Here is a 25,341-nt window from a genome sequence, read left to right on the forward strand (position 1 = left end):
CCGGATAAATGTGCATCCGTCAACTTGATAGAAACAATAGGCATCGATTATTTCCGCTTGACATCATGTCACCTGCGAAACAAGCATGGGTCCTTGAATTCAGCCTCCGCCGCTGTGCCTGCCTGCACATAATGGCGTGAATTCCGCAATTCACTTCGGGAGCCCCCCACCCATGAGGACCAGTGAAAAGCCTGCCGTCAACGCGGCGGCGGGGTTGTCCGGCCCTGCCTCGCGCAAGCTCCCCGTGCCACCCCGCGAACGCAAACCGGCCCTGGCCGCGCTGGCCGTCCTGCTCATCCTCGGCGGCGCGCTGGCCACGACCCTGCTCGTCCTGCAAAGTGGCAATCGTATCTCCGCCATCCGCGTCACCCAGCAGATCGGCGCGGGCCAGAGGTTCAGCGCGCCGGCGATCGAGGAAGTGAAGATCGCCGACACGGGCATCGCGTTCGTCTCGTGGTCGCAGCGCCAGCAGGTGCTCGACAGCTTCGCGGCCGTCACGATCCTTCCTGGCACGCTGCTGACCAATCAGATGGGCGTGCGGGCCAGCAGCGAACTGGGGGAGGGAAAGGCCACCGTCGGGCTGTCCCTGAAACCGGGGCAAATGCCGGCGGGTGTGCAACAAGGTGACCGCGTACAGGTGATATTCGTGCCCAGCCGGTCGAGTCAGGGAGAAAGCCGCGTACTCGCCGCCAGCGCGCTCGTCTTCGCCGTCGGCGACAAGTCCAGAACGGGAAATTCCGGCCAGATCACCGTGGTCGTGGACGCGCCCGCGGCGCCCGAAATAGTGGCGTCGGCCTCCAGCGGGGAAATCGCGGTGGCCGAGCTTCCGGGGGCACGCTGACGTGGCGCTGATCGTACTGGCGGCCGACAAAGGCGCGCCGGGGGTGACCACCGCTGCCACGGCGCTGGCGGCGGTGTGGCCGCGTCCCGTGCTGCTGGCCGAATGTGACCCGGCCGGGGGCGACCTCGCCTACCGGCTGCCCGCCGCCGGCGGCGGTGTGCTCAACCCCGGCAGAGGGCTGCTCACGCTCGGGGCCACCGCGCGGCGCGGGCTCGAACCGGCACAACTCCACCAGCACACCCAGAAGATCATCGGCGGTCTCGACGTGCTGGTGGGGCTCACGCACGGCGAGCAGGCCGCCGGGCTCACCTGGTTGTGGGGCCCGCTGGGCCGGTCACTGGCCGGCGTGCCGGACGCCGACGTGATCGCCGACTGCGGCCGCCTGGGCGCCCACCCGCAGATCGCCGACCTGATCGCCGAGGCCGAGCAGGTCGTGCTGCTCACCAGGGCCACCCTCGACCACGTGGCCCACCTGCGCGAGCGGCTGCAGGTCACCAAGGCCCACGGCGTGGCCGTGATCGCCGACCCGCGCAACTACCGGGGCTCGATCGAGGACGTACGCAGGATCGTCGGCCCGAGCGTGCAGTTCGTGCACGGCCTGGCGTACGACCCCAAGGGCGCCGAACTCCTGCGCGGCCAATGGGGCGGCCGCCTGGACCGCTCGCTCCTCATCCGTACGGCAAGAGACCTGGCGGCAAGGCTGGTGAGCCACCGATGATGGACCACGCACTCGTCAAACGTTTCCGCCAGGAGGTCGGCGACCGCCTGGCCCACCAGCGACGGCTCGACCAGGCCAGCGGCCTGCCCCCGATGACCGGGGAGGACGAGCGCCAGTTCGCCAGGGCGCTGATCTCCCAGGTGCTGGAGGAGCACGCCCGCAGCGAGATCGGCCTCGGCCGCACCCCTCCCACCGTGGAGGAGGAGGAGGCGCTCGCGGCGGGCATCCACGCGGCGCTGTTCGGGGTGGGCCGGCTGCAGCCGCTGCTGGACGACGCCCAGGTCGAGAACATCGACATCAACGGCTGCGACAAGGTGTTCGTGAGCTACGCCGACGGCCAGGAGCTCATGCGGGAGCCGGTCGCCGAGTCCGACGACGAGCTGGTCGAGCTGATCCAGATCCTCGCGGCGTACTCGGGGTTGTCGAGCAGGCCGTTCGACACCGCCAACCCGCAGCTCGACCTGCGGCTGCCGGACGGCTCCCGGCTGAGCGCGGTCATGGACGTCACGGTCAGGCCGGCCGTGTCGATCCGCCGCGCCCGCCTGGGCAAGGTGTTCATGGCCGACTTGGTCGGCAACGGCACGATAAGTCCGGACGTAGGGCGGTTCTTGACCGCGGCGGTCACCGCCCGCAAGAACATCATGATCGCCGGGTCCACCAACGCCGGCAAGACCACCCTGCTGCGCGCCCTGGCCAACGAGATCCCGTCCGTCGAACGCCTCATCACCGTCGAACGCGCCCTCGAACTCGGCCTCGACCAGTTCCCCGAGCTCCACCCCAACGTGGTCGCCTTCGAGCAGCGCCTGCCCAACTCCGAGGGCCAGGGCGAGATCTCCATGGCCGAGCTCGTACGGCGCTCCCTGCGCATGAACCCCAGCCGCGTCATCGTCGGCGAGGTGCTCGGCGACGAGATCGTCACCATGCTCAACGCGATGACCCAGGGCAACGACGGCTCCCTGTCGACCATCCACGCCAACTCCAGCATGGAGGTCTTCAACCGCATCTCCACCTACGCCCTGCAGGCCAGCGAACGCCTGCCCATCGACGCCACCCACATGCTCATCGCGGGCGCCATCGACTTCGTCGTCTTCATCGAGAAGCGCAACGACTACCACGTCGGCGGCAAACTGCGCCGCTACGTCTCCAGCATCCGCGAGGTCAACGGCTGCGACGGCCGCGTCCTGTCCAGCGAGGTGTTCGTGCCCGGCCCCGACGGCACCGCCCTCCCGCACGCCCCGCTCTCCTGCCTGGAGGAACTCGCCGCCCACGGCTACAACCCGGGGGGCTGGTGACGATGCCGTTCACGTTCGACCCGCTGGCGCTGCTGGCCGGCGCGGTGGCAGGCGGCGGCCTGTTCCTGTTCGTCCTCGCCCTGTACGGCCTGCGCCGCCGCCCGACCCGCCCCAAGCGCCACCTGGTCAAGATGCTGACCACCCGCGCCGCCGTGGCGGCCGTCGCCGCCACCCTGGTGCTGATCGTCACCGGCTGGCCGGTCGTGGCGGTGGGCACGGTGCTGCTCGTCTTCGCCTGGCGCGGCCTGGCCGGCGGCGCCGCCGAGGAACGCGCGGCCATGCACCGCCTGGAGGGCCTGGCCGCCTGGACCGAGTCGCTGCGTGACACGATCGCCGGCGCCGCCGGCCTCGAACAGGCCATCCCGTCCTCCATCAGGGCCGCCTCGCCCACGCTCAGGCCGCACCTGCGCGCCATGATCGACCGGCTGCACACCAGGATGGCGCTGCCGGAGGCGCTGGCCCGCTTCGCCGACGAGCTCGACGACCCCTCGGCCGACCTCGTGGTGGCCGCGCTCATCCTCAACTCCAGACTGCGCGGCCCCGGCCTGCGCGACGTGCTGGGCGCGCTGGCCGTCTCGGCCCGCGAGGAGCTCGACATGCGCCGCCGCGTCGAGGCCGAACGCCGCTCCACCAGGCGCAGCGTGCAGATCGTGGTGGGCACCGCGCTCGCCTTCGCGGCGCTGCTCGTCGTGTTCAACCCCGAATACGTCGAGGAGTACTCGGGGCCGCTCGGCCAGGCCGTGCTGGTGGTCGTGGCGGGGCTGTTCGGGGCGGGGTTCGCCTGGATGCGGCGGCTGGCCAGATTCGACAAGCCCACGCGGCTGCTCATGGGAGGAGGCGGCGGCGATGGTTGAGGGTGCGCTCGCCGGTGCGGCGCTCGGGCTGGGGTTGTTCGTCCTGCTTCGGGCGCTCTTCCCGGCCCGTCCGGGATTGGTGGCGCGGCTGCTCGCGCTCGACGCCGTGCGCGAGGACACCGGCGCCCCCCGTATCCAGCTCCTGCACCCCGACGAGGAGGTCAGCGCGTTCCGCCGCGGCCTCGGCGCCCGCCTGGCCCACCTGTACGGCGCCCGCGGCTGGGAGGCCAGATCGGCCAAGGCGGACCTGGCCCTGGTGGGCCGCTCGTTCGAGGCGTTCCTGGCCACCAAGGTCCTGCTGGCGGCCGGTGGCCTGCTGGCCTTCCCGCTGCTGCTGGCCTGGCTGGTGCTCATGGAGTGGGGCACCTCGCTCGCCATCCCGTTCTGGGCCGCCGTACTCGCCGCCGTCGTCTTCTTCTTCCTGCCGGACCTGCAGGTCAAGCGGGACGCGGCGGCCAAGCGGCGCGACTTCCGCCACGTCGTCGGGGCCTTCCTCGACCTCGTCTCCATGAACCTGGCCGGCGGCCGGGGCGTGCCCGAGGCCCTGATGATGGCCGTCTCGGTCAGCGGCGAGCAGCCCAACTGGGCGATGGGCCGCATCCGCGACGCCCTGAGCGGGGCCAGGATCGTCGGCATCACCCCGTGGCAGGCGCTCGGCCAGCTCGGCGAGGAGATCAACGTCGATGAGCTGCGCGACCTGTCCGCCGCGCTCGGCCTGGTCGCGGACGACGGCGCGAAGGTACGCGCCTCGCTGACGGCCAGGGCGGCCACGCTGCGCCGCAGGGAGCTGGCGGAGATCGAGGGGCGGGCGGGAGAACGTTCGCAGTCGATGCTCGTGGCTCAGCTCCTGCTCTGCGCCGGTTTCGTGATTTTTCTCAGTTTTCCCGCCGCTATGAAGATGTTGGGGGTCTGATGAACCATCCCTGGATCGTTTACCTCACCGCGTACCTGAGCGATCGGGTCCACCGCGCCCGCACGGCGCCCACCCGCGGCGCCTCGGCCGTCGAATGGGTGATCATCACCGCCATCATCGCCGCTGTCGCGCTGGGCCTGGCCACCTTGATCAGGAACCTGGTCGAGCAGCAGTCGGCCGACCTCGAACAGACCTTCGGGGGTGGCGGCGGCACCGGCGGTGATGGCGGTGGCGGCGCTCCGTGAGAGTCCGGCGGCGAGACTGCTTCGCGAGAGCCCGGCCGCGAGGCGTCGCGAGAGCCCGGCCGCGACGGGAGCGGCGGGAGCGGCGGCGGCGGGGCGAGCGCGGGGCGACCGTGATCGAGCTGGCTCTGCTCATGCCGGTGATCCTCGCGACCGCGCTGCTCATCGTGCAGGTCGCGCTCTGGTTCCACGCCCGTCAGGTCGCCGAGGCGGCGGCCAGGGAGGGCGCCAGGGTGGCCAGGTCGGCCCCGTTCGACTCCGGCGCCTGGCAGGGCGCGGCCACCGGCAAGGCCACCGAGATCATCCGCGCGGTGGGGCCCCGGCTGCTGCGCGAAGCCGCCGCCACGACCTCCGAGAAGGAGCCCGACGAGCGCTTCGTCACGGTGACCGGCAGCGCCGTTCAGGTGATCCCGCTGCTGCCCGACCTCGCCTTCACGATCACCGCCACCTCGGGTGGTCCCGTCGAGTGCTTCAGGCCCGACAACGGCGGCGAGGACTGCGAGTGAACGAGCGGGGTTCGATGGCGGTGGAGACGGTCATGCTGGCTCCGGTCTTCCTGCTGTTCCTGCTGTTCCTCGCCGGGGCGGGGGTGCTGGTGGAGTCGCAGGGACGGGTCAACGGGACGGCTCGCGACGCCGCCCGCGCGGCCTCCGTACAGCGCACGCTCGACGACGCCGAGGCGGCGGCCGAGGCCATCACCACGGGCGCGCTCAAGGAGCCCTGCCAGTCCGCCGCGGTCTCGCTCGACGGCTCCGAGTGGGAGCAGGGCGGCCAGGTCCAGGCCGAGGTGACGTGCGAGCTGGACCTCGGCTTCCTGGGCTTCGGCGCCACCAAGCAGCTGACGGGGACGGCCGTGGTGCCGCTGGAGCAGTTCAGGAGGGTCGAATGAGGGGCGGTGAGCGTGGGTCCATGTCGGTGTTCACCGTGCTGTTCTCCGTCGTCGTGTTCCTGCTGGCCGGGCTGCTGGTGGACGGCGGGTCGGCGATCAACGCCCGGCTGCGCGCCGCCGACGTGGCCGAGCAGGCCGCGCGGGCCGGCGCCGACCAGGTCGACGAGGACCACCTCCGCCGGACGGGCCAGATGCGGCTGCTCGGCGAGGACCAGGTGTGCGCCAGGGCCGACGAGATCGTCGATGCCCAGGGCGGCGACGACGTGAGCTCCGGGGAGTGCTCGGTCGGGCAGGGCCAGGCGCAGGTGACGGTCACCGTGTCGGTGGGGTGGAAGGCGTTCTTCCTGAGCGCGATCGGCTTCCCCGGCTCCGAGATGACCGGCGAGGCGACGGCCGCTCCCGAAGCGAGATAGACCGATTCCCGCCGGTCGATGGATCGCGGGACATACGAGGCACGACGCTGGAGCGGAGAAGGGAGAGGCGATGCCGACGCGAGAGCCCGCGCGTCCCCACGGACGTCACGTTCCCGTGCGCGTACCGGCCAGGCGCAGCTTCGGCGACGTGCTCGCCGGGATCGGGGCGCTGATCGTGCTGGTGGCGCTGGTGGGCGGTGTGCCGTACGCGCTGCTCACGTTCGTCGGGCCGCCCGTGACCTCCGATTTGCTCGACGTCGACGTGCTGGCCGGGAACATCGGCCCCACCACGATCATCGCCGTGCTCGTGCTGCTGGTGTGGCTGGCCTGGTTCCAACTCTTCCTCTGCGTGCTGGTCGAGGTGTACGCCGGGGTCCGCCGGGTCGGCATGCCCGCCCGCGTGCCGATGTCCGGCGGCATGCAGTTCCTCGCCAACAAGCTCGTCTCGGCCGTGTTGCTGCTGTTCACGGCGGGGGCGATGGTGATTCCGCTGGCCAAGCTGGCGCCCACGCCCGCCGCTCCGCCGGTGACGGCGGTCGCGTACTCGGCGCCGATCGTCGAGAAGAGCATGGAGACGCCCAAGACCAAGAAGGTGTACGTGGTGCAGCCTCCGCACGGGCGGCACCACGAGAGCCTGTGGGAGATCGCCGAGAAGTGCCTTGGAGACGGCCGCCGATATCCCGAAATTTACCGTCTTAATCAGGCGAAAGTGCAGCCGGACGGCACCCGGCTGAAGATGGCCGACCTGATCAGGCCCGGCTGGGTGCTGGACATGCCGGACGACGCCAGACACGTCCACATCGTCCCCTCCGGCCAGCCCCGCGAGCAGACGCTGCGCGACCACCCGGGCCGCGCCCACGTGGACTCCAAGGCGGACTCCAAAGAGCACAAGACCCCCGACAAGGGCGAGGCGAAGCACCGCCGCCCCGACCAGGAGCCGGAGCGCCAGGAACAGCAGAACAAGCAGCGGGACCAGCAGCCCACGGCCGTCCGGCAGAGCCAGGACACCGGCGAGCTGACCGACTACCTCGCCGCCGCCTCCCTGGCCGCCGCCGGCCTGCTGCTCGTCCTGGCCATCCGCCGCCGCGAACAACTCTGGCGCCGCGTCTTCGGCCGCAGGATCGTTCGCCCGCGCGACGACGCCGCCCAGGCCGAGGTCGCGCTCAGGCTGGGCGGCGACGCGCCGGGCGCCCGCGTCCTCGACGTGGGTCTCCGCGTGCTCGGCGCCGAACTGGCCGCCCAGCGCCGCACCCCGCCCATCGTGTACGGGGCCCACCTGTCGGCCCGCAACCTCGACCTGTGGATCCACCCGGCAGACGACGACCCGCCCGCCCCCTGGACGGTGGCCGACGGCGGCCAGGTCTGGCGACTGCCCGCCCACGAAGGCCGCCTGCTGCCCGAGGGACAGACCTCGGGCGGCGCGCCGTACCCGGGGCTAGTCTCCATCGGCACGGACGCCGGCGGGCGCGTGCTGATCGACCTGGAGGCCGCGCAGGGCCTGATCAACGTACGAGGCCCGCAGACCACCGCGGCGCTGGCCGCCCTCGCCGTCGAGCTGGCCACCAACCGCTGGTCCGACCGCATGCGCATCACCCTCGTCGGCTTCGGCGCGGAGCTGACCGCGATCGCGCCCGGCCGGATCAGGGCGGTCGGCAGCCTGGCCGAGGTGTTGCCCGAGCTGGAGGCCGCCGCCGCGCCGCGCAGGGAGGTGCTGACCGGCCGCATCACCGGCAGCCCGCGCGGCGCCCACTACCTGCTGTCCGCGGTGGCGCCCACGCACGAGGAGGCCCGCCGCCTGGCCCTGCTGGCCCGCCGCGACACCGCCGGATACGTGCTGGCGGGCGAGGTGCCGCACGCCACCTGGACCCTGGAGATCGGCGACGACGGCAAGGCCAGGCTCGCCGAGCTGGGCTTCGAGGTGGACGCCCAGCTCCTGCCACGCCGCCACTACCGCGCCCTGATCGACCTCTTCCGCACCGCCGACCGCCTCGACGGCGAGGCCATCCCAGAACCCGAGCCGCTGGGGGGCCTCCACCCGCCCGCCGTGGAGATCAGGATCCTCGGCCCCGTCGAGATCCTCGGCCTGCCCCCGCTGGAGGAGGGCCGGATGGAGCTGGCCACCGAGCTGCTGGTGTACCTGGCCACGCATGTGGGCGGCGTCCATCCGGTGGTGCTCGGCGGGGTGCTCTGGCCGCGCGGCGTGCAGGACATGGTCAGGGACGCCACGATCGCCAGGGTCGCGCAGTGGCTGGGCCCCGAGCACCTGCTCGCCGACGAGGCGGGCCGGCTCAGGCTGGGACCCGACGTCCGCACGGACTGGGCGCTCTTCCGCGAGCTCGTACGCCGCTCGCAGGGCGACCCCACGGCCAGGGCCATCCTCCTGGAGAAGGCACTCGGCCTGGTCAGAGGGCCCCTGCTGACCGCTCGCGGGCCCGGCAGGTACGCCTGGCTGGCGGCCGACGACCTGGAGTACGACGTGAGCGCCGCCATCGCCGACGCCGCCCACCAGCTCTGCGAACTCCGGCTCGCCCAGAACCAGCCCGACGCCGCCGTCGCCGCCGTCCGCGCCGCCCTGCTCCTGGCGCCCGACGACGAGGGCCTCTGGCGCGACCTCCTGCGCGCCACCCACGCCACCGAGGACCTCGTACGCCTGCGCGCCGTCGTCGAGGGCCTCACCCGCCGCGCCTCCTCCCACCCCTACGGGGGCGGGATGGCCCCGGAGACCGAGGCGCTGATCGAGGAACTGCTGCCCACGTGGCGCATCCATGTGGTGAGGGAGTCATCGGCATGAGACGTGCGGAGACAACACTGCTGATCCTGCTGCTCGTTGCGGGCTGCGGCGCGGCGGAACGGCCGTACCAGCCTCAGGAGGCCGCGCCGGCCCCCACACGAAGCACCCCGCGATCCCACCCCGCACAGGAAGAACCGCGGTCAGGACCCGAGACGGTAACGGTCGCCGAGGGTCTGCGGGCGCGCATCGAATGGCCCGCGGCCCCGGATCCGCTGCTGAAGGTCATGGTTGAGCAGTACGTCGGCACCCGCAGAGCAGTGGCCGAAGGGCAGCGCGTCTACAAACGCGGCCTTGAGCTGGACGCGGCCGTCCAGGCGAGCGAATGGGTGGAGGACTTCGCCGACGAGGGATGGTCGATGCGCGGGGTCGGGCGCCTCTACAACCTGCGCGTCAGCGCACGGGTGGGCAAGGGCGCTCAGATCGACGCGTGCGTCGACGAGTCGGGGGTCCGGATGGTCTCCTCCCGCACCGGGAAGGCCATCAGCCCCCAGCCCGAGTGGCTGCGCGCCCCCTACGGCCAGAGCGTGGCCGCTCGCCGCGGTGACGACGGGGTTTGGCGCATCAGGACCTACGTTCCCTCCAGAGAGAGATGCACCCGATGAAAGCTTGGCTCGCGGCATTGCTCGTAACACCGCTGCTCCTCGGCCCCATCCCTGGCCCCGGCGAGAACACGACCCAGGAGAAGGAGCAGTCAGGAAACACTGTTGGGTGGAGGGGAAAACACACCGGCGTCAGGGTCAGCGGCGACGTGAAGGGCGGCAGCGGCGACGGCTATCGCATCCCTAGTCCGTGTTGGTACGAGCCGGGACCCACCCCGGAGGAAATGCTCCGTCAGCGTAGCGAGGGCCGCGACGCGGCGAACCGGGCACGGATCGATGAGGAGAGCCACCAGGCGTTCATCCAGCAGTTCAAGGACAAGATCGGGCAAGATGGGCGCTGGTGGCTGCCCGCCCTGAACGAGGCCGACCCCAACGGTGTGGCCTGCTGGACCAACCTTGAGCAGTTCGTCTTCGTGCCCACCGGGAACACGCCGCCCTCCGGCATCACCCTGGAACAGCTGGCGCAGATCGCCCGGGCCGCGCTGACCGTGCCGGAGCCCACCATCAAGCTGAGCCCCGATGCCAAGAGCTTCGTCAACCTGCCCACCTGGGTCTGGCTCGAAGGCGTCGGCCAGCCCCGCAGGACCGTCACGGCGGAGCTTCCCGGAGTCATGAGCGTGACGCTGGTCGCGACCCTCAAGAGCATCGAGATCGACCCGGGTACGACGCCCGACCGCGCGGAGGTGACCGAGACCGGCTGCGGAGCGGTCGGCAAGCCGTACACCCGGGGCGGCGCGTTCTCCTGCGGCGTGCGTTATATGCGCGCGTCGATCGACCAGCCGCGCGAGAAGTACACGCTCACCGTCACCACCGTCTGGCCGGTCGACATTCAGAGCCAGGGCGGTGCGGTGCCGTTCCAGTTCGACCCCGTACAGCTGGAGGCCACGCGCGACGTGCCCGTGGGCGAGATCCAGAGCAACGTCACGCCCCCCGCTAACTGAGCACCCTGGCGAGCGGGGCGAGCTCCGGCTGCTCCGCCGCCTCGGCCAGCACCTCCTTCAGCACGGTGTCGTGCGTCGGCCCCGCCAGCTCCAGCAGCTCGCGCCCCGGGGGCGTGACCTCGGAGTAGATGCCGCGACGGTCGTCCTCGCACAGGTAGCGCCGCAGCAGCCCCCGGTTCTCCAGCCGCGTCACGAGCCGGGTGGTGGCGCTCTGGCTGAGCACCACGGCGCGGGCGAGTTGCTGCATGCGCATGTGCCACCCGTCCTGCCTGGCCAGCACGTCGAGCACCGTGTATTCGCTCACGCTGAGCTCGTGCTCCTTCTGCAGCGCCTTCTCCAGCCGGTCCTCGATCTTCCCGTGCAGCGCGGCGAGGGTGCGCCAGCCCTGGGCGCGCGCTTCGACGGCGTCATCGGCTATCGCCATGTGACAGCCTCCTCGACATAGTTGTATGGTCAGTTAGTCGGCGTGTGCAAATAATGTCTACGCCTTCTAACGTCGTCTGGGGAGTATTCTATGCCTCTCGCCCTGTTCGCCCTCGCGATCAGCGCCTTCGGCATCGGGACCACGGAGTTCATCATCAACGGACTCCTGCCCGAACTGGCCATGGACTTCGGTGTGACCATCCCGGTCGCCGGCCTGCTGGTCTCCGGTTACGCCCTTGGCGTGGCCGTCGGCGGACCGCCGCTGACCATGCTCGGCGGCCGGTTGTCGCGCAAGACCGTGTTGTTGTGGCTGATGGTGCTGTTCGTGGTGGGCAACCTGTTGTCGGCGCTGGCCCCCTCGTACGGCGTGCTCATGGTCGGCCGCTTCCTGGCGGCCTTCGCGCACGGCGCGTACTTCGGGGTCGGCTCGGTGGTCGCCGCCGACCTCGTGGCGCCGCAGAAGCGGGCCAGCGCCATCGCCCTGATGTTCACCGGCCTGACCCTCGCCAACGTGCTCGGGGTTCCCCTGGGTACGTGGATCGGGCAGGCGTTCGGCTGGCGGGCCACGTTCTGGTTCGTGGTGGCCATCGGCGTCGTCGGCTTCCTCGGCGTCCTGGCCCTCGTACCCCATCAGCCCCGCCCCACCGGTGGCGGCCTGCTGAGTGAGCTGGCCACGTTCCGCAAGGCCGGGGTCTGGCTGGCGCTCGCCATGACCGTCTTCGGCTTCGCCCCCGTCTTCGCCGTCATCACGTTCATCGCCCCGATCATGACCGGCGTCGGAGGCTTCTCCCCGGGCGCGGTGCCCGTGGTGATGGCCGTGTTCGGCGTCGGGCTCGTGGTGGGCAACCTGATCGGCGGCAAGCTCGCGGACCGGGCCGTCATGCCCAGCATCTACGGCTCGGTCGCCCTGCTCACGCTCCTGGCCGTGGTGGTCGCCCTGGTCTCGGGCAACCAGGTTGCCTTCGTCATCACGATCGCCCTGTTCGGCGTGGCCGCCTTCGCCACGGTCCCGCCCCTGCAGACCCGCGTCCTGGACGCCGCCACCGGCGCCCCGACCCTGGCCTCGGCCGCCAACATCGGCGCCTTCAACCTGGGCAACGCCATCGGCTCCTTCGCCGCCGGCCTCACCATCGACGCGGGCCTCGGCTACACGGCTCCCGCCTGGACCGCCGCCCTGCTCGGGTTGGCAGGACTGGCTGTGGCGGGTGTCGCGGGCGTGCAGACTCGGCGGCTGGTGCCTGCTTGATCGAGGTCGGGGCTGGTACGGCGGGAGCGCCGTGCCAGCCCTGCGGGGTTGATCAGGCGAACAGCTCGTCGACGTTGGTGGCTGTGGTGGCCCTGTCGATCCAGGTTTCCAGGGTTTCCTGGTCGGTGCAGGTAAGGATGCGCTCCTGGGCTTCGTGTGAGACGTGAACGCCACGGCTGCTCAGGAACCTGAGGATGGCCTTGGCCTCACCCTTGGCCTCACCTCTGGCTTCACCCCTGGCCTCGCCGAGTTCGACCCACTCGAGGGCGAATGGGAGGTGCTGGAGGTCTTCGACACGTACGTTCACCGTGAGCTCCTCGTACAACTTCGTGGCGACGGACCTGGGCAGCAGCATGAGAACAAGCCCAGTGTAGTCTTTCCGGTTCTTTGATCCCTGGAAGTAGGCCTCGACGAAAGTGGCCAGGACCTTGGCTGTCACCTCGGACTGGAGGTTGCCGTGCACGATCGTTGAGAGGGCCATGAGTTCGGGTTCGGCGATGGCTCGCGTGACGTCGGTGATCGCGGGCACATTCTCTGGCCCTAGGACGATTGGCAGGAGCACCCATTCGGGATGCCCCATGTCGATGGCCTTGGCGCACCTCCTGGCCGTTGCCGCCTTCTGGCAGAAGACCAGGAGCAGCACCGGACACTTGTGACGTGCCCGCAACGTGCTCAGATAGACCGGCCATGACCACTGCTTGTCGGGGTCGAACTCTCGCTGGACCTCCAGCACCACCGCCCACGCGGGTGTCCCGTCCTTGGCCAGGATGACGACCGAGTCGGCGCGGTATTCCGTGGGTCTGCATTCGGTGAAGTCGGTGTTGCCCAGCTCCGCCTCATCGAAGCTCGGCACGGCATAGCCCATCTCGGTCAGCAGGGACGTGACCAGAGATGGGCGATGTCGCACGAGCTCTATGAGGTATTCGTGCTCTGCGGTCACTGTCATGATGGAGACATTACCTAGAGCAGTGGATACGTTACCTAGGGTTAGCGATACCTCCACTTTCGTGGGCAAGGAGCCACTCTTTTACCGGTACGCCGTAGTAATAGCCGCCGTACCCCCCGCTACTGGGCAGCACCCGATGGCAGGGGACGAAAGGCGCGATGAGGTTCTGGGCGCAGGCCGAGCCCGCCGCCCGAGCGGCCGTCTTCGGCAGGCCCGCTCGTACGGCCAGTTCCCCGTACGACACGGTCGTCCCAGCCTTGACCTCCCGCAACGCCGCGTGGAGCCGCTTGCGGGTGGGGGTGCCGGGCTGGGAGACCGGGATGGCGTCCAGGGCGTCGAGGTCGCCGTCCAGGTAGGCGCGTACGGCCTCCATGGCAGATCCGAGGCCGTCCGCCACCTCCAGGCCCTCCGCCTGCAGGGCGGGGGTGAGCCGGACGAACATCTCCTTCGGCTCGGCGGTGAAGCCGGCCGCGACCAGCGTGCCCTCGCGGGACAGCAGGGCCAGCGGGCCCACCGGCGTCGGTACGAGCTGAGCTGCGATCATGAGGAACTCCAGAGGTGCAGGGCGGCGTACGCCCGCCACGGGCGCCACCGCTCGATGTGGTCTTCCGGAATGCCCAGGGCGGCCATGCGCTTGTCCAGCACCAGGTCGCCCGTGGGCCAGGCGTCGGGGTCGCGCAGCGCGCGCAGCGCGACGTAGCTGGCCGTCCACGGGCCGATGCCCCGGACCTCCAGCAGCGCCGCCACCGCCTCCGCCGGGTCCTGCCCGCCGTCCAGGTCGATCTGGCCCTCCGCGATGCGGGCGGCCAGGTCCTTGAGCGTGTCGATCCTGCGGTTGGTCAGGCCGAGCCCGGTCAGGTCGGTCTCCATGAGCTGGGCGGCGGTGGGGAAGAGCCCGCCGGGCGCGGCGGCCCTGGCGACGATGCGGCCGAGCAGCGTACGGGCCCCGGCCACCGAGATCTGCTGGCCCACGACCGCGCGCACGGCCAGCTCGAACCCGTCGAACGTGCCCGGCACCCGCAACCCCGGCCGCGCCTTGACGAGCGGGCCGAGCGAGGTCTGGCCGAGGACCTCGGAGATGGCCTCCGGGTCCGCGTCCAGGTCGAGGAGGCGGCGGCAGCGGGCCACGACCCGGGCGAGCTGCCGTGTGTCCTCGACCGCCACGTCCAGGGCTATGTGGTCTCGTTGGGGTGTGAGCGTGATCGTCCCGCCCGGTACGGCTCTGGCGTATGACGTTCGATCCGCCACCTCCAGCCCGGGAATCGCCCGGGAGGCCAGGAACGCGAACACCCCGTCCACGTCGTACGGCTCCCGCCGGTGCAACCGCAACCGCAACGTGGCCGGTCCGGCCGCGAGCTCGGCGGCCCTGGGCCCCGCCGTGGCGCGGAGTTCGCTGGGTGTGAAGCCGTACGTCTCGCGCATCGTCGCGTTGAACTGCCGCACGCTCCCGAACCCCGCCGCGAACGCCACCTCCGTCACCGGCAGCGCCGTCTCCGTCAGGAGTTGCTTGGCCAGCAGCAGCCGCTTCGTCCGTGCCACCGCCAGCGGCCCCACGCCCAGTTCGGCGACGAACAGCCGGTGCAGGTGGCGCTCGGTGATGTGCAGCCGCGTGGCCAGCCCGGCGACACCGTGATCGTCGGCCGACCCGTCGTCGATCAGCCGCAGCGCCCGTCCGACGAGGTCGCCGCGCAGGTCCCAGCCGGGATCGCCGGGGGACAGCTCGGGCCGGCACCGCTTGCACGGCCGGAACCCGGCCGCCTCCGCCGACGCCGCGTGCCGGTAGAAGCGCACGTTGCGGGACGAGGGAGTGCGGGCCGGGCAGATCGGACGGCAGTAGATGCGCGTCGTCGTCACCGCCGTGTAGAAACGACCGTCGAACCGGGAGTCCCTGGCGGAGACGGCCCGGTAACAGGAGTCGAAATCGAGCTCTAGTGGGGCCATGCCTCTGACAGTATGCGCTTCCCAAGGACGCTGACTGGCGGAAATCGGACCCCGACGTGGCATGGGCGGTAGCGGGAATCGGACGTGAACGGGGAGCTGGTTCAGGGCTGCGTACGCAGCGGGGAGCGCAGGTACGGCAGCCAGCTCAGCGCCATGATCCCGGCCCCCAGCCACAGCGCCGACCGCACGCCCCACAATTCGCCGAGCGCGCCCGCCAGCAGCCCGCCCAGGCCGAGCGCCCCCATCAGCAGCAGCCGCATCGTCGCCGTCATCCGGCCCAGCATGTCGTCCGGCGTCACGCGCTGCCGCAGGCTGACGAGCAGCACGTTGTTCACCCCCGTACGGAACGTCAGCACGAACCACGCCGCCGCCCCCGCCCACAACCACGGCCCGTGCCCCAGGAACGGGATCACGAGCGAAGCCGGCGCGGTCGCCAGGCTGACGAGCCACGCCGCCCGCCCCGTCCCGAACCGGCGCCCGATGAGGTACGCGGACGACGACCCCGCCAGCACCCCGAGCCCGCCGACCGCCAGGTAGGCGCCCAGCACCCACTCCGGATAGCCGAGCTGCTCGACGAAGAGCACGGGCAGCAGGACCGAGCACAGCGGGAACGCCAGGTTCGCCATCGCCCCCTGCATCAGGGAGGCGACGAGGATCGGGTCGCCGAACAGGAACCGAACCCCGGCCCCGATCTGCCGCCCGATCGGCTCACGCCCACCGGAAGCAGCCGAACCGCCCCCATCGGCGCCGCCAGCCGGACCGCTGGGCTCGCGCACCCCGGCAGCCGGACCGCCCGGCTCGCGTACCCCGCGCAACCACACCGCCGACCACAGGTAGCTCATCGCGTCCAGCAGAACGGCCACCGGCGCCCCCGCCACCTGCACCAGCACCCCCGCCACGCTCCGCCCCGCCACGTCCATCCCGGCCCCGGTCCCCACGAGCAGCGAGTTGGCCGCGGTGAGCCGCGCACGCCCCACCACTCCAGGCACCAGACTCAGCGACGCCACGTCGAACACCAAGGACCCCGCCCCCACCAGCACCGTCACCACGTACAGCTGCCCCATGGACAACCACCCGCCCCACCACGCCAGAGGCACCGACAACAACACGACCGCCCGCGCCACATCGGCGGTGATCATGACGGGCAGCCGCCGTACGCGGTCCATCCAGGCCCCGGCGGGCAGCCCGAGCAGCAGCACCGTGAGAGTCCCGAGCGAGGACAGCAGCCCCACCTCGCCCGCGCCCGCCCCGAGGACGGTCACGGCGAGCAGGGGCAGGGCGACGTAGCTGATCTGCGAGCCGAGCTGGCTCACCGCAGCGGCGACGAACAGGTTGCGAAACGCACGAAGACGCAGAAGCGGCTCTTCCACCGCAGTTGCCGACATGCCTGCCACGATGCTGAAATATCAACGAAAAGCGCTATCGATTAAGTGACGAGCGAATCCAATGACCCTCGACCTGACGTTCACGGCCCACGACATCGCCAACACCCGCTTCGCGATCTCCCCGCTGGGCGAGGCCGTGGCCAGCGTCCGCGTGGTGAAGGACCCGTCCGGGCACCCGCTGCTGCGCCCCTGGGCCGACCGGGTACGCCGCCGCCTCCAGGACGTCGACTGGCGCCTGCTGTCCGACCTGGTCCCGGTGCCCACGATCTCGATAGCGGGCTTCACCTGCACGCCGCCGTCCACGTCCATGCCCGACCTGGAGCTCGAACTCGCCACGATGCGGGGCGCGGCCGGACGGGTCCGCTCGGATCTGGACGTGACATCGGGTCCACGCTCGAAACGGGTCCAGGCCCTGTACGACGACCCGGAGCGGGGCCTGGAACGCCTGGCGGCGGAGGTGACGGACTACTGGCGGGCCGTGATGGCGCCGTACTGGCCGAGGATCCGCTCCCTGCTGGAGGGGGAGATCCTGCACCGCGCCAGGTTGCTGGCCGAGGGGGGCATCCAGCGCATGCTGGCCGACCTTGACGAGGCCGTCACCTGGCGGGAGGGCACGCTGAGCCTCCGGCACCGGTACGCGTCCGGCGCCCGGTCGCTGCGCGGGCTGGGGCTGCTGCTGGTGCCGTGCGTGTTCGCCTCGCCCAGGGTGTTCTCGGTGACCACGCCGCCGTACCAGCCGACGGTCCGCTACCCGCCGCGCGGCATCGCCACCCTCTGGGAGCGCCGCGAGCTGGAGCCGCCGCAGGCGCTGGCGGCCGTGCTGGGCCGCACGCGCGCCCGCCTGCTGGCCGAGCTCGACCAGCCCGCCTCCACCCGCGACCTGGCCCAGCGCGCCGGCCTGTCGGAGCCGGGCGCGAACCAGCACCTCACCGCACTACGCCGGGCGGGCCTCTGCACGGCCCACCGCACGGGCCGATACGTCCTGTACGCCCGCACGGCGACGGCCGAACAACTCCTGACGGGTCACTTGGACGAGACGCCGACTCCCAGATCGAACTCTCTGTAGACCCGCGCCCAGAACCCGTCACGCAACCACACCCGCGCCTCCGGGTAGGGCCGCAACGAGTGCCCGAGCTCCTTCTCCGCCTCGATCAGCAGCTCCGTGTCGATCACGGTGGGCAGGATCGGGCCGGGCAACAGGTCGCGGATGTTGTCGCGGCCACGGGTGAGGATCCACTTCTGCGCCACGTGCTCGCCCACGTCCTCCACGCGCGGCCGGCTCGGCCCGAGCTTGGCGACCTGGCCGGGCTTGGCGTGCGGTTTGACGGGCGTGCGCCCGGCGAAGACCTGGGCGGGCGAGGGAGCGGCGGCGGGCGGGGTGACCGGCACGGGTTGGGGAGCACGGCTGAAAAAGGGCCTTAGGAACTCAGCAGTGATCACTTCGACGGTGTCGGACTCCCAGACCAGGCGTTCGGCCTGGTTGGTGCCGTATGGAGGTTCGACACCCCACAAATGGATGCGCACGCCGTACGCCTGCGCCGCCTCTACCGCCGGAACCATGTCCTCATCTCCGGCCAGCAGGATCGTGTCAGTGACCGCATGATGCCTGGCCAGTGCCTCCAGATCACTCCGGATCTGCGCGTCCACACCCTTCTGCTGGCCACGGGCGTTCAGGTTGCCAAGTCGCACCTTGACCCACGGAAGCTGGGCGATCACACGCTGGTCGACGGTCGGCACGCGGTCACGGGCTGCGTCATACCAATAGATCCGCAGAAGTTCGCCGGAAATACGTTCCTCTGCATGTTTCTGTAGACTCTGGATGAGCTCATCGGCGGCCACCCGATATTCCTTGCGCTCCTTCGCACCGAGCAGCACTTCACCTGCCGCCGCGTACAGATAACCGACATCCACTAGGACGGCGTACTTGGCTGCCACAGGATGCGGCATGAGGTCTGGGATGGCCATGTCGTCCTCCAGGCCGCGGTGTTAGTTGATCGGCCGACTATATACGCCTACTTTCTCTAGATAGTCCCAACTCCCGGGGAACTTGACACCCGATTCGCAGGATCTATCTAGGGTAGAGCGCTCATCCGCCATGCCGACTTCCCTGGCACGACAGGGTTACGCATAGCCCTAGCCGGGTTTCGCCACGTTTGTCTTCGGGGAACGGGAGGAGCCTCCGGTTCGGCGTGCCGGGTCGAGAGTACAGCCACCAACGCCGCGATCTCCTCGGGTGTGGCATCGCCTCGGACAATACGCAGATGGGCCGTCATAGCGGGATGTTCCCATGCTTCTTGGGCGGGAGCGTGGCCCGCTTGTTCCGCAGCGCCCGCAGCGCCCTGACGACTTGGGGCCGGGTTTCGGCCGGCCGAATCACGGCGTCCACGTAGCCGCGCTCCGCCGCGATGTACGGGTTGGCCAGCGTGTCCTCGTACTCGGTGACGAGCCTGGCCCGCTCGGCCTCGGGATCGCCGGACGCGGCCAGCTCGCGCCGGTAGAGGATGTTGACCGCGCCCTGGGCGCCCATGACCGCGATCTGGGCGGTGGGCCAGGCCAGGTTCACGTCCGCGCCGAGGTGCTTGGAGCCCATGACGTCGTACGCGCCGCCGTACGCCTTGCGGGTGATCACCGTGATCAGCGGGACGGTGGCCTCGGCGTAGGCGTACAGGAGCTTGGCGCCGCGGCGGATGATTCCGTTCCATTCCTGATCGGTCCCGGGAAGGAATCCCGGTACATCAACAAAAGTCAGGATAGGAATATTAAACGCATCACATGTTCGAATAAATCTGGCAGCCTTCTCGGATGCGTTGATATCCAGACATCCCGCGAAATGCATGGGCTGGTTGGCCACGACGCCCACCGGCTGCCCGTCCACCCGGCCGTACCCGACCACGACGTTCGGCGCGAACAGCGCGTGGACCTCCAGGAACTCCCCGTCGTCCACCACGTGCTCGATCACCTGGTGCATGTCGTACGGCTGGTTGGCCGAGTCGGGGATCACCTCGTCGAGCTCGGGATCGGGCTCCAGGTCCACGGCGGCGGCGAAGACCGGCGGCTCGTCCAGGTTGTTCGAGGGCAGGTACGACAGCAGCGCCTTGACGTACTCGAGCGCGTCCTGCTCGTCGGAGGCCTGGTAGTGGGCCACGCCCGACTTCGTGTTGTGCGCGTGGGCCCCGCCGAGCTCCTCGAACGTCACCTCCTCGCCGGTCACCGTCTTGATCACGTCGGGCCCGGTGATGAACATGTGCGAGGTCTGGTCCACCATCACCACGAAGTCGGTCAGCGCGGGGGAGTAGACGTGCCCGCCGGCCGCGGCGCCCATGATGAGCGAGATCTGCGGGATGACGCCGGAGGCGTGCACGTTGCGCTTGAAGATCTCCGCGTACAGGCCGAGCGCGACCACGCCCTCCTGGATGCGCGCGCCGCCGCCCTCGTTGATGCCGATGATCGGGCAGCCGGTCTTGATCGCCAGGTCGACCACCTTGACGATCTTCTCGCCGTACACCTCGCCGAGCGAGCCGCCGAACACGGTCACGTCCTGCGAGAACACGCACACCTGCCGGCCGTCGATCGTGCCGTGCCCGGTGATGACGCCGTCCCCGTACGGCCGCCGTTTGTCCAGCCCGAACATCGAGGACCGGTGCCTGGCGAACTCGTCGAACTCCACGAACGAGCCCTCGTCCAGCAGCGCCAGCACCCGCTCCCTGGCCGTCATCTTGCCCTTGGCGTGCTGTTTGTCCACAGCCGCCGCGGAGCCGGCGTGCGCGGCCTCGTCGAGCCGTCGCTCCAGATCGGCGATCTTCCCTGAGGTGGTGTGTATATCCGGTTCGTCCGGCATTGCCTCGGCAGCGCTCATGCGCGCAAGGCTAGTCCCTCCTCCTAGAGTGGATCCATGACGGACGCGGTTCGCACGCAGGGCCTGTTCAAGCGCTACGGGCAGCAGATCGCCGTCGCGGGGGTGGATCTCATAGTCCCCGCCGGGAGCTTCGCCGGCCTGGTGGGCCCCAACGGCGCGGGCAAGACGACCACACTGAGCATGATCACCGGGCTCCTCCGGCCCGACGGCGGCTGGGCCGAGGTGGACGGGTTCCACGTCTGGCGCGACCCCGTGGAGGTCAAGGCGCGCATCGGCGTGCTGCCCGAGGGGCTGCGGCTGTTCGAGCGGCTGTCCGGGCGGGAGCTGCTCCTCTACAACGGCCGGCTGCGCGGCATCCCCAAGGCCGACGTCGAGCAGCGGGCGGGCGAACTGCTCGCCGTGATGGACCTCGCCGACGCCGCCGACAAGCTCGTCATCGACTACTCCACCGGCATGCGCAAGAAGATCGGCCTGGCCGCCGCGCTGCTGCACAACCCGTCGGTGCTCTTCCTCGACGAGCCCTTCGAGGGCGTCGACCCGGTCAGCGCCAACACGCTCACCGAGGTGCTCCAGCGCTACACCTCCTCTGGCTCCACCGTCATCTTCTCCAGCCACGTGATGGACCTGGTCGAGCGCCTGTGCGACTGGGTGTCGGTGATGAGCTCCGGACACATCGTGGCGCAGGGCCCATTAGCGGACGTACGCGGAGAGCGCACCCTCAACCAGGCGTTCCTGGAGCTCGTCGGCCGCTCGCCGAACGGCGGCGAGGGCGGCCTGAGCTGGCTCGGAGCAAGGCCCAAGTCATGACCACAGTGGCCCTGTTCGCGCAGCTCAAGCTGCGCCTGCTGGCCGGGAACCTGCGCGGAGACCTCCAGCGCAAGCTCGGCTTCATCTTCACCCTCGTCGCCGCCACCGGCCTGGCCGCGCTCGGCTTCTTCCTCTCCAGCCTGCTGCGCTTCGCCCCCGCCGACATCGCCTCGTCGCTGGTCACCGTGTTCTTCTCCGCCTTCCTCGTGAGCTGGATGATCGTGCCGCTGATGCTCTTCGGCCTCGACGACACGCTCGACCCGGCGAAGTTGTCGTTGTTCCCCCTGCGCACGCGCACGCTCGCGATCGGCCTGTTCACCGCGTCCGTGACCGGCGTCTGGCCCGCGGCGATGCTGATCGTCACGTTCGGCGCCCTGGTCGGGCTGGCTTCGAGCGCCGGCGGGTGGCTGCTCGGGATCGTGGCCGTGCTGCTGCAGTTCGCGCTCTGCGTGGTGACCTCCCGGCTGATCACCACGGCGCTGTCCAGCGCGCTGCGCACCCGGCGCGGCCGCGACGTGCTGGCCGTGGCCGCGCTGTTCGTCGTGCTGCTCTCGCAACTGCCCAACCTGCTGATGAACAGCGGCTTCGGCGACCCGGCCGCCATGCTGCACCAGATGGCCGCCGTGCTGAGGTGGACCCCGCCCGGCATGACGGCCCACGCGATCTCCGACGGCGGGCTGGTCGCGCTCGCCGAGCTGGCGTTCGTGGCGCTGCTCGTGGTGGTGCTGGCCTGGCTCTGGATCAAGGCGCTGAGCCGCGCCCTGGTCACGCCCGACGTCTCCACCCAGGCGGCCTCCGTACGCAGGGAGAGCGGCCTGGTCGACAGGTTCCTGCCCGACGGGCCGCTGGCGGCGGTGGTGACCAAGGAGCTGAAGTACATCAGGCGCGAGCCCCGGTTCCGCGTGGGCTGGTTCAGCGCCATCGTGGTCACGGTCGTGCTGTCGTTCTCGTTCACCCAGAACGGGAGCGCGCCGTGGACGCCCATCGTGCTGACCGTCGCGGGAGCACTGATGATCGGGCTGCAGTCGGGCAACGCGTTCGGCATCGACGGCCGTTCCCTGTGGATGAACGCCGTCGTCTTCGGCTCGGAACGCGGCGTGTCCACCGACCTGGGCGGGCGTCATCTGGCCAACGCGGTGATCGCCGTGCCGCTGCTCGCCGTGATCGCCCTGGCGACCGGGCTGTTCACCGGCCAGCCCGCCTCGATCCTGCCCGCGATGCTGGCCGGGTGGGGCGCGCTCGGGATCGGGCTCGGGGTGGGCTCGGTGACCAGCGTGGTGCTGCCGTACACGGTGCCCGACCGGATGAACGCCTTCACCGGCGCCGCTCCCGGGCAGGGCGGGCAGGCGTTCGCCTCCTCGATGGGCGCCATGGTGGGCATCGCGCTGCTCACGCTGCCGTTCGTGCTGCCGCTGGTGTTCGGGCTCTACTGGGTGTGCGTGTTCGCGCCGTTCTACGGGGTGCTGGCGGAGGCGCTCGGCAGGAAACTGGGAGCGAAGATCGGCTTCGCCCGCACGCCTGAACTGCTCACGGCGGTGTCGAAGGCCACATAGGAAGTGGTCTAGTCCAATTGATGAGACCGGTCTACGGCGTCACAAAACGACTCTGTACCCTTCGAAACATGATTGACCAGGGGCTCGAACATCGCAGTGCCGCCGTGACCGAGATGCCGGACGAGCTACGTCACGATGTGCGCCTGCTGGGCAAACTGCTCGGCCAGGTGCTCGCCGAGCAGGGGGGAGAGGACCTGCTGGCCGACGTCGAACGTCTGCGCAAGGCCGTCATCGCGGCGCGCAGAGGCGAGGTCTCGGCCGATGTGATCACCGAAATGGTCTCCGGATGGGAGATCGAGCGGGCCGTGGCCGTGGCCCGCGCGTTCACCTGCTACTTCCACCTGGCCAACCTGGCCGAGGAGCACTACCGCATCCGTACGCTGCGCGAACGCGACGCAGAGGGCAGGGTGCAGCGCGAGTCGCTGGCGCAGGCCGTACACGAGCTGGGCCATGAGCGCGTCACCGAGCTGCTCCCGGGCCTGGAGCTGCACCCGGTGCTGACCGCGCACCCCACGGAGGCGCGCAGGCGCGCCGTCGTCACCGCCATCCAGCGGGTCAGCGGCCAGCTCACCGAGTACAACACCCCGGGCAGAGGAGCCTCCGAGCGCGCCGAGAACAAGCGGCGCATGCTGGAGGAGATCGACCTGCTGTGGCGCACGGCCCAGCTCCGCTCGACCAAGCTCGACCCGCTCGACGAGGTACGCACGGCGATGGCCGCCTTCGACGAGACGCTCTTCCGCATGGTGCCGCAGGTCTACCGCGCACTCGACGCGGCGCTCGACGAGCGCACCGGCACCCGGCCGCCGCAGGCCACGCCCTTCATCCGGTACGGGAGCTGGATCGGCGGCGACCGCGACGGCAACCCGAACGTCACCGCCAAGGTCACCAGGGAGACCATCCAGATCCAGTCCGAGCATGTGCTGACCGCCCTGGAGACGGCCTGCACGCGCATCGCCCGCACGCTCACCGCCTCCGGCCAGTTCGCGCCCTGCTCGCCCGAGCTCAGGGCCGCACTGGCGGCGGCCGTGGACGCCAGCCCCGAGGTGGTCTCCGAGCTGGCCACCCGCTCACCGCGCGAGCCGCACCGGCAGTGGCTGTTGTTCGCGGCCACGCGCATCGCCGCCACCCGCCGCCGCGACCTCGACCTGGCCTACCGCTCGCCCGACGAGCTGCTGGCCGACCTGCGGCTGGCCCAGGAGTCGTTGTCCGGCTCGGCGCCGCGGCAGGCGTACGGGGAGCTGCAGCACCTCATCTGGCAGGTGGAGACGTTCGGCTTCCACCTGGCCGAGCTGGAGGTGCGCCAGCACTCCCAGGTGCACGCGGCGGCCCTGGAGGAGCTGCGGGCCGGCGGCGAGCTGTCGGAGCGCACGGAAGAGGTCCTGGCCACGATCCGGGTGATCGGCTGGATCCAGGAGCGCTTCGGCGTCACGGCCTGCTCCCGCTACGTGGTCTCCTTCACCCGCTCCGCCGAGGACATCGCGGCCGTGTACGAGCTGGCCGGCCACGCCCTCGGCGACCGCGCGCCGGTGCTCGACGTGGTGCCCCTGTTCGAGTCCGGCCAGGACCTGGCCAACTCGCCCGGCGTCCTGACGGGCATGCTCGACATCCCGCAGGTGCGGCAGCGCCTGGCCGACACGGGCCGGCGCATGGAGATCATGCTCGGCTACTCCGACTCGGCCAAGGAGCTCGGCCCGGCCGCCGCCACGCTCCGGCTGTACGAGGCCCAGGAGGAGCTGACCGCCTGGGCCGCGGAACACGACGTCAAGCTGCGCATGTTCCACGGTCGCGGCGGCGCGCTCGGCCGCGGTGGCGGCCCCGCCAACCGCGCGGTGCTGGCCCAGGCCCCCGGCTCGGTCGCGGGCCGCTTCAAGGTCACCGAGCAGGGCGAGGTCATCTTCGCCCGCTACGGCCACATCGCCATCGCCCGCCGCCACCTGGAGCAGGTGGCCAACGCCGTCCTGCTCGCCTCCTCGCCCACCGTCGGAACCCGCACCGCCACCGCCGCGGAACGGTTCCGCGGCCTGGCCGAGCAGGTGGCCGTGTCCTCGGAGCAGGCCTACCGCGCCCTCACCGAGGCGCCCGGCTTCCCCGAGTGGTTCGGCCTGGTCAGCCCGCTGGAGGAGATCGGCTCCCTCCGCCTCGGCTCCCGCCCGGCCCGCCGCGGCCTGGGCGCCCCCCGCTCACTCGACGACCTGCGCGCCATCCCGTGGGTGTTCGCCTGGGCCCAGACCCGCGTCAACCTCCCCGGCTGGTACGGCCTCGGCACCGGCCTGGCCTCGGTCGGCTCCCTGGACGAGCTGCGGGCCGCCTACCAGGAGTGGCCGCTGTTCAACGCGATGCTCGACAACGCGGAGATGTCCCTGGCCAAGACCGACCGCTCGATCGCCAAGCGCTACCTGGCGCTGGGCGGCAGGGAGGACTTCGCCCAGCAGGTCATGGAGGAGTACGACACGACCCGCGACCTGGTCCTCCGCGTCACGGGCCACACCCGGCTCCTGGAGAACCGCAAGGTGCTCTCCCGCGCCGTCCAGCTCCGCGACCCGTACGTGGACGCCCTGTCCCACCTGCAGCTCAGGGCCCTGCGCGCCCTGCGCACGGAGAACCCGTCCGACCAGGAGCGCGACCGCCTGTCCACGCTCCTGCTGCTGTCGGTCAACGGGGTGGCGGCGGGCCTGCAGAACACCGGCTGAG

The 25,341-nt window shown here is 70.6% G+C and carries 25 protein-coding genes; 17 read left to right on the top strand and 8 right to left on the bottom strand.

The annotated features are described in order from the left end of the window. Positions 1-172: 172 nt before the first annotated feature. The 12 genes from ACFPZ3_RS22750 (at position 173) to ACFPZ3_RS22805 (ending at position 10,493) form a co-directional block, all read left to right on the top strand. On the top strand, positions 173-841 hold the full coding sequence (locus tag ACFPZ3_RS22750; RefSeq protein ID WP_379516215.1) for a hypothetical protein: 669 nt from the start codon (positions 173-175) through the stop codon (positions 839-841). Position 842: 1 nt separating this feature from the next. Next, complete coding sequence (locus tag ACFPZ3_RS22755; protein WP_379516216.1) at positions 843-1,559, top strand: hypothetical protein; 717 nt, start codon at positions 843-845, stop codon at positions 1,557-1,559. Then, a complete protein-coding gene (locus ACFPZ3_RS22760) occupies positions 1,556-2,851 on the top strand; it encodes a CpaF family protein (protein WP_379516217.1) in 1,296 nt (431 codons plus the stop codon). Before ACFPZ3_RS22755 ends, ACFPZ3_RS22760 begins: the two co-directional genes overlap by 4 nt. A gap of 2 nt (positions 2,852-2,853) precedes the next feature. After that, the gene (locus ACFPZ3_RS22765) at positions 2,854-3,705 is read left to right on the top strand and encodes a type II secretion system F family protein (RefSeq protein ID WP_379516707.1); all 852 of its coding nucleotides are present in this window, start codon (positions 2,854-2,856) and stop codon (positions 3,703-3,705) included. Then, positions 3,698-4,618: a type II secretion system F family protein gene (locus tag ACFPZ3_RS22770; protein WP_379516218.1), complete on the top strand. Its 921-nt coding sequence runs from the start codon at positions 3,698-3,700 to the stop codon at positions 4,616-4,618. Before ACFPZ3_RS22765 ends, ACFPZ3_RS22770 begins: the two co-directional genes overlap by 8 nt. Next, the gene (locus tag ACFPZ3_RS22775) at positions 4,618-4,863 is read left to right on the top strand and encodes a hypothetical protein (protein ID WP_379516219.1); all 246 of its coding nucleotides are present in this window, start codon (positions 4,618-4,620) and stop codon (positions 4,861-4,863) included. The genes ACFPZ3_RS22770 and ACFPZ3_RS22775 overlap by 1 nt, the downstream gene beginning before the upstream one ends. A 110-nt stretch (positions 4,864-4,973) precedes the next feature. Continuing rightward, positions 4,974-5,366: a TadE/TadG family type IV pilus assembly protein gene (locus tag ACFPZ3_RS22780; protein WP_379516220.1), complete on the top strand. Its 393-nt coding sequence runs from the start codon at positions 4,974-4,976 to the stop codon at positions 5,364-5,366. Continuing rightward, on the top strand, positions 5,363-5,749 hold the full coding sequence (locus tag ACFPZ3_RS22785; RefSeq protein ID WP_379516221.1) for a TadE/TadG family type IV pilus assembly protein: 387 nt from the start codon (positions 5,363-5,365) through the stop codon (positions 5,747-5,749). The genes ACFPZ3_RS22780 and ACFPZ3_RS22785 overlap by 4 nt, the downstream gene beginning before the upstream one ends. Positions 5,750-5,769: 20 nt before the next feature. Continuing rightward, positions 5,770-6,162: a Tad domain-containing protein gene (locus ACFPZ3_RS22790; RefSeq protein WP_379516222.1), complete on the top strand. Its 393-nt coding sequence runs from the start codon at positions 5,770-5,772 to the stop codon at positions 6,160-6,162. Positions 6,163-6,232: 70 nt separating this feature from the next. Beyond that, positions 6,233-8,953: a BTAD domain-containing putative transcriptional regulator gene (locus ACFPZ3_RS22795; RefSeq protein WP_379516223.1), complete on the top strand. Its 2,721-nt coding sequence runs from the start codon at positions 6,233-6,235 to the stop codon at positions 8,951-8,953. Beyond that, a complete protein-coding gene (locus ACFPZ3_RS22800) occupies positions 8,950-9,555 on the top strand; it encodes a hypothetical protein (protein ID WP_379516224.1) in 606 nt (201 codons plus the stop codon). The genes ACFPZ3_RS22795 and ACFPZ3_RS22800 overlap by 4 nt, the downstream gene beginning before the upstream one ends. 221 nt (positions 9,556-9,776) lie before the next feature. After that, a complete protein-coding gene (locus ACFPZ3_RS22805) occupies positions 9,777-10,493 on the top strand; it encodes a hypothetical protein (protein WP_379516225.1) in 717 nt (238 codons plus the stop codon). Here ACFPZ3_RS22805 and ACFPZ3_RS22810 read toward each other — a convergent pair. Continuing rightward, complete coding sequence (locus ACFPZ3_RS22810; RefSeq protein ID WP_379516226.1) at positions 10,486-10,917, bottom strand: MarR family winged helix-turn-helix transcriptional regulator; 432 nt, start codon at positions 10,915-10,917, stop codon at positions 10,486-10,488. The genes ACFPZ3_RS22805 and ACFPZ3_RS22810 overlap by 8 nt on opposite strands. Positions 10,918-11,007: 90 nt before the next feature. On the opposite strand from ACFPZ3_RS22810, the gene ACFPZ3_RS22815 reads away from it, so the two are divergent. Continuing rightward, positions 11,008-12,162, top strand: a complete 1,155-nt coding sequence (locus ACFPZ3_RS22815; protein ID WP_379516227.1) for an MFS transporter — start codon at positions 11,008-11,010, stop codon at positions 12,160-12,162. Positions 12,163-12,214: 52 nt separating this feature from the next. On the opposite strand, the gene ACFPZ3_RS22820 is transcribed toward ACFPZ3_RS22815, so the two are convergent. The 4 genes from ACFPZ3_RS22820 to ACFPZ3_RS22835 form a co-directional block, all read right to left on the bottom strand. Further along, positions 12,215-13,177: a hypothetical protein gene (locus ACFPZ3_RS22820; RefSeq protein ID WP_379516228.1), complete on the bottom strand. Its 963-nt coding sequence runs from the start codon at positions 13,175-13,177 to the stop codon at positions 12,215-12,217. Further along, entirely contained in the window at positions 13,140-13,652 is a 513-nt protein-coding gene (locus tag ACFPZ3_RS22825) for a methylated-DNA--[protein]-cysteine S-methyltransferase (protein WP_379516229.1), read from the bottom strand. Before ACFPZ3_RS22825 ends, ACFPZ3_RS22820 begins: the two co-directional genes overlap by 38 nt. Beyond that, complete coding sequence (locus tag ACFPZ3_RS22830) at positions 13,649-15,049, bottom strand: AlkA N-terminal domain-containing protein (protein ID WP_379516230.1); 1,401 nt, start codon at positions 15,047-15,049, stop codon at positions 13,649-13,651. Before ACFPZ3_RS22830 ends, ACFPZ3_RS22825 begins: the two co-directional genes overlap by 4 nt. Positions 15,050-15,150: 101 nt before the next feature. Beyond that, the gene (locus ACFPZ3_RS22835; RefSeq protein WP_379516231.1) at positions 15,151-16,434 is read right to left on the bottom strand and encodes an MFS transporter; all 1,284 of its coding nucleotides are present in this window, start codon (positions 16,432-16,434) and stop codon (positions 15,151-15,153) included. Positions 16,435-16,495: 61 nt separating this feature from the next. Here ACFPZ3_RS22835 and ACFPZ3_RS22840 point away from each other — a divergent pair, with 61 nt between their 5' ends. Then, entirely contained in the window at positions 16,496-17,500 is a 1,005-nt protein-coding gene (locus ACFPZ3_RS22840) for an ArsR/SmtB family transcription factor (protein ID WP_379516232.1), read from the top strand. On the opposite strand, the gene ACFPZ3_RS22845 is transcribed toward ACFPZ3_RS22840, so the two are convergent. From ACFPZ3_RS22845 to ACFPZ3_RS22855, 3 genes are all read right to left on the bottom strand, one after another. Continuing rightward, positions 17,458-18,399, bottom strand: a complete 942-nt coding sequence (locus tag ACFPZ3_RS22845; RefSeq protein WP_379516233.1) for an NYN domain-containing protein — start codon at positions 18,397-18,399, stop codon at positions 17,458-17,460. The two genes, ACFPZ3_RS22840 and ACFPZ3_RS22845, sit on opposite strands and share 43 nt — an antisense overlap. Positions 18,400-18,506: 107 nt before the next feature. Next, complete coding sequence (locus tag ACFPZ3_RS22850) at positions 18,507-18,707, bottom strand: acyl-CoA carboxylase subunit epsilon (RefSeq protein WP_379516234.1); 201 nt, start codon at positions 18,705-18,707, stop codon at positions 18,507-18,509. Beyond that, positions 18,704-20,290: an acyl-CoA carboxylase subunit beta gene (locus ACFPZ3_RS22855; RefSeq protein ID WP_379516235.1), complete on the bottom strand. Its 1,587-nt coding sequence runs from the start codon at positions 20,288-20,290 to the stop codon at positions 18,704-18,706. The genes ACFPZ3_RS22850 and ACFPZ3_RS22855 overlap by 4 nt, the downstream gene beginning before the upstream one ends. 36 nt (positions 20,291-20,326) lie before the next feature. Between ACFPZ3_RS22855 and ACFPZ3_RS22860 the strand changes: the two genes are divergently transcribed. The 3 genes from ACFPZ3_RS22860 to ACFPZ3_RS22870 all read left to right on the top strand — a co-directional run bounded on the left by ACFPZ3_RS22860 (position 20,327) and on the right by ACFPZ3_RS22870 (position 25,340). Continuing rightward, positions 20,327-21,097 carry an ABC transporter ATP-binding protein gene (locus ACFPZ3_RS22860; protein ID WP_379516236.1) on the top strand — a complete coding sequence of 257 codons (771 nt, stop codon included), beginning with the start codon at positions 20,327-20,329 and terminating at the stop codon, positions 21,095-21,097. Further along, positions 21,094-22,650, top strand: a complete 1,557-nt coding sequence (locus ACFPZ3_RS22865; protein WP_379516237.1) for a hypothetical protein — start codon at positions 21,094-21,096, stop codon at positions 22,648-22,650. The genes ACFPZ3_RS22860 and ACFPZ3_RS22865 overlap by 4 nt, the downstream gene beginning before the upstream one ends. A gap of 68 nt (positions 22,651-22,718) precedes the next feature. Then, positions 22,719-25,340, top strand: coding sequence for a phosphoenolpyruvate carboxylase (locus ACFPZ3_RS22870; protein ID WP_379516238.1), 2,622 nt, complete (start codon positions 22,719-22,721; stop codon positions 25,338-25,340). The last annotated feature ends 1 nt before the right edge of the window (position 25,341 follow it).

The sequence above is a fragment of the Nonomuraea insulae genome, assembly GCF_042656245.1.

Coding starts and splice junctions, on each gene's coding strand:
- ACFPZ3_RS22750 (WP_379516215.1), top strand. CDS start 173: ATGAGGACCAGTGAAAAGCCTGCCGTCAACGCGGCGGCGGGGTTGTCC.
- ACFPZ3_RS22760 (WP_379516217.1), top strand. CDS start 1,556: ATGATGGACCACGCACTCGTCAAACGTTTCCGCCAGGAGGTCGGCGAC.
- ACFPZ3_RS22765 (WP_379516707.1), top strand. CDS start 2,854: ATGCCGTTCACGTTCGACCCGCTGGCGCTGCTGGCCGGCGCGGTGGCA.
- ACFPZ3_RS22770 (WP_379516218.1), top strand. CDS start 3,698: ATGGTTGAGGGTGCGCTCGCCGGTGCGGCGCTCGGGCTGGGGTTGTTC.
- ACFPZ3_RS22775 (WP_379516219.1), top strand. CDS start 4,618: ATGAACCATCCCTGGATCGTTTACCTCACCGCGTACCTGAGCGATCGG.
- ACFPZ3_RS22790 (WP_379516222.1), top strand. CDS start 5,770: ATGTCGGTGTTCACCGTGCTGTTCTCCGTCGTCGTGTTCCTGCTGGCC.
- ACFPZ3_RS22795 (WP_379516223.1), top strand. CDS start 6,233: ATGCCGACGCGAGAGCCCGCGCGTCCCCACGGACGTCACGTTCCCGTG.
- ACFPZ3_RS22800 (WP_379516224.1), top strand. CDS start 8,950: ATGAGACGTGCGGAGACAACACTGCTGATCCTGCTGCTCGTTGCGGGC.
- ACFPZ3_RS22805 (WP_379516225.1), top strand. CDS start 9,777: ATGCTCCGTCAGCGTAGCGAGGGCCGCGACGCGGCGAACCGGGCACGG.
- ACFPZ3_RS22810 (WP_379516226.1), bottom strand. CDS start 10,917: ATGGCGATAGCCGATGACGCCGTCGAAGCGCGCGCCCAGGGCTGGCGC.
- ACFPZ3_RS22815 (WP_379516227.1), top strand. CDS start 11,008: ATGCCTCTCGCCCTGTTCGCCCTCGCGATCAGCGCCTTCGGCATCGGG.
- ACFPZ3_RS22825 (WP_379516229.1), bottom strand. CDS start 13,652: ATGATCGCAGCTCAGCTCGTACCGACGCCGGTGGGCCCGCTGGCCCTG.
- ACFPZ3_RS22830 (WP_379516230.1), bottom strand. CDS start 15,049: ATGGCCCCACTAGAGCTCGATTTCGACTCCTGTTACCGGGCCGTCTCC.
- ACFPZ3_RS22835 (WP_379516231.1), bottom strand. CDS start 16,434: ATGTCGGCAACTGCGGTGGAAGAGCCGCTTCTGCGTCTTCGTGCGTTT.
- ACFPZ3_RS22840 (WP_379516232.1), top strand. CDS start 16,496: ATGACCCTCGACCTGACGTTCACGGCCCACGACATCGCCAACACCCGC.
- ACFPZ3_RS22845 (WP_379516233.1), bottom strand. CDS start 18,399: ATGGCCATCCCAGACCTCATGCCGCATCCTGTGGCAGCCAAGTACGCC.
- ACFPZ3_RS22850 (WP_379516234.1), bottom strand. CDS start 18,707: ATGACGGCCCATCTGCGTATTGTCCGAGGCGATGCCACACCCGAGGAG.
- ACFPZ3_RS22855 (WP_379516235.1), bottom strand. CDS start 20,290: ATGAGCGCTGCCGAGGCAATGCCGGACGAACCGGATATACACACCACC.
- ACFPZ3_RS22860 (WP_379516236.1), top strand. CDS start 20,327: ATGACGGACGCGGTTCGCACGCAGGGCCTGTTCAAGCGCTACGGGCAG.
- ACFPZ3_RS22865 (WP_379516237.1), top strand. CDS start 21,094: ATGACCACAGTGGCCCTGTTCGCGCAGCTCAAGCTGCGCCTGCTGGCC.
- ACFPZ3_RS22870 (WP_379516238.1), top strand. CDS start 22,719: ATGATTGACCAGGGGCTCGAACATCGCAGTGCCGCCGTGACCGAGATG.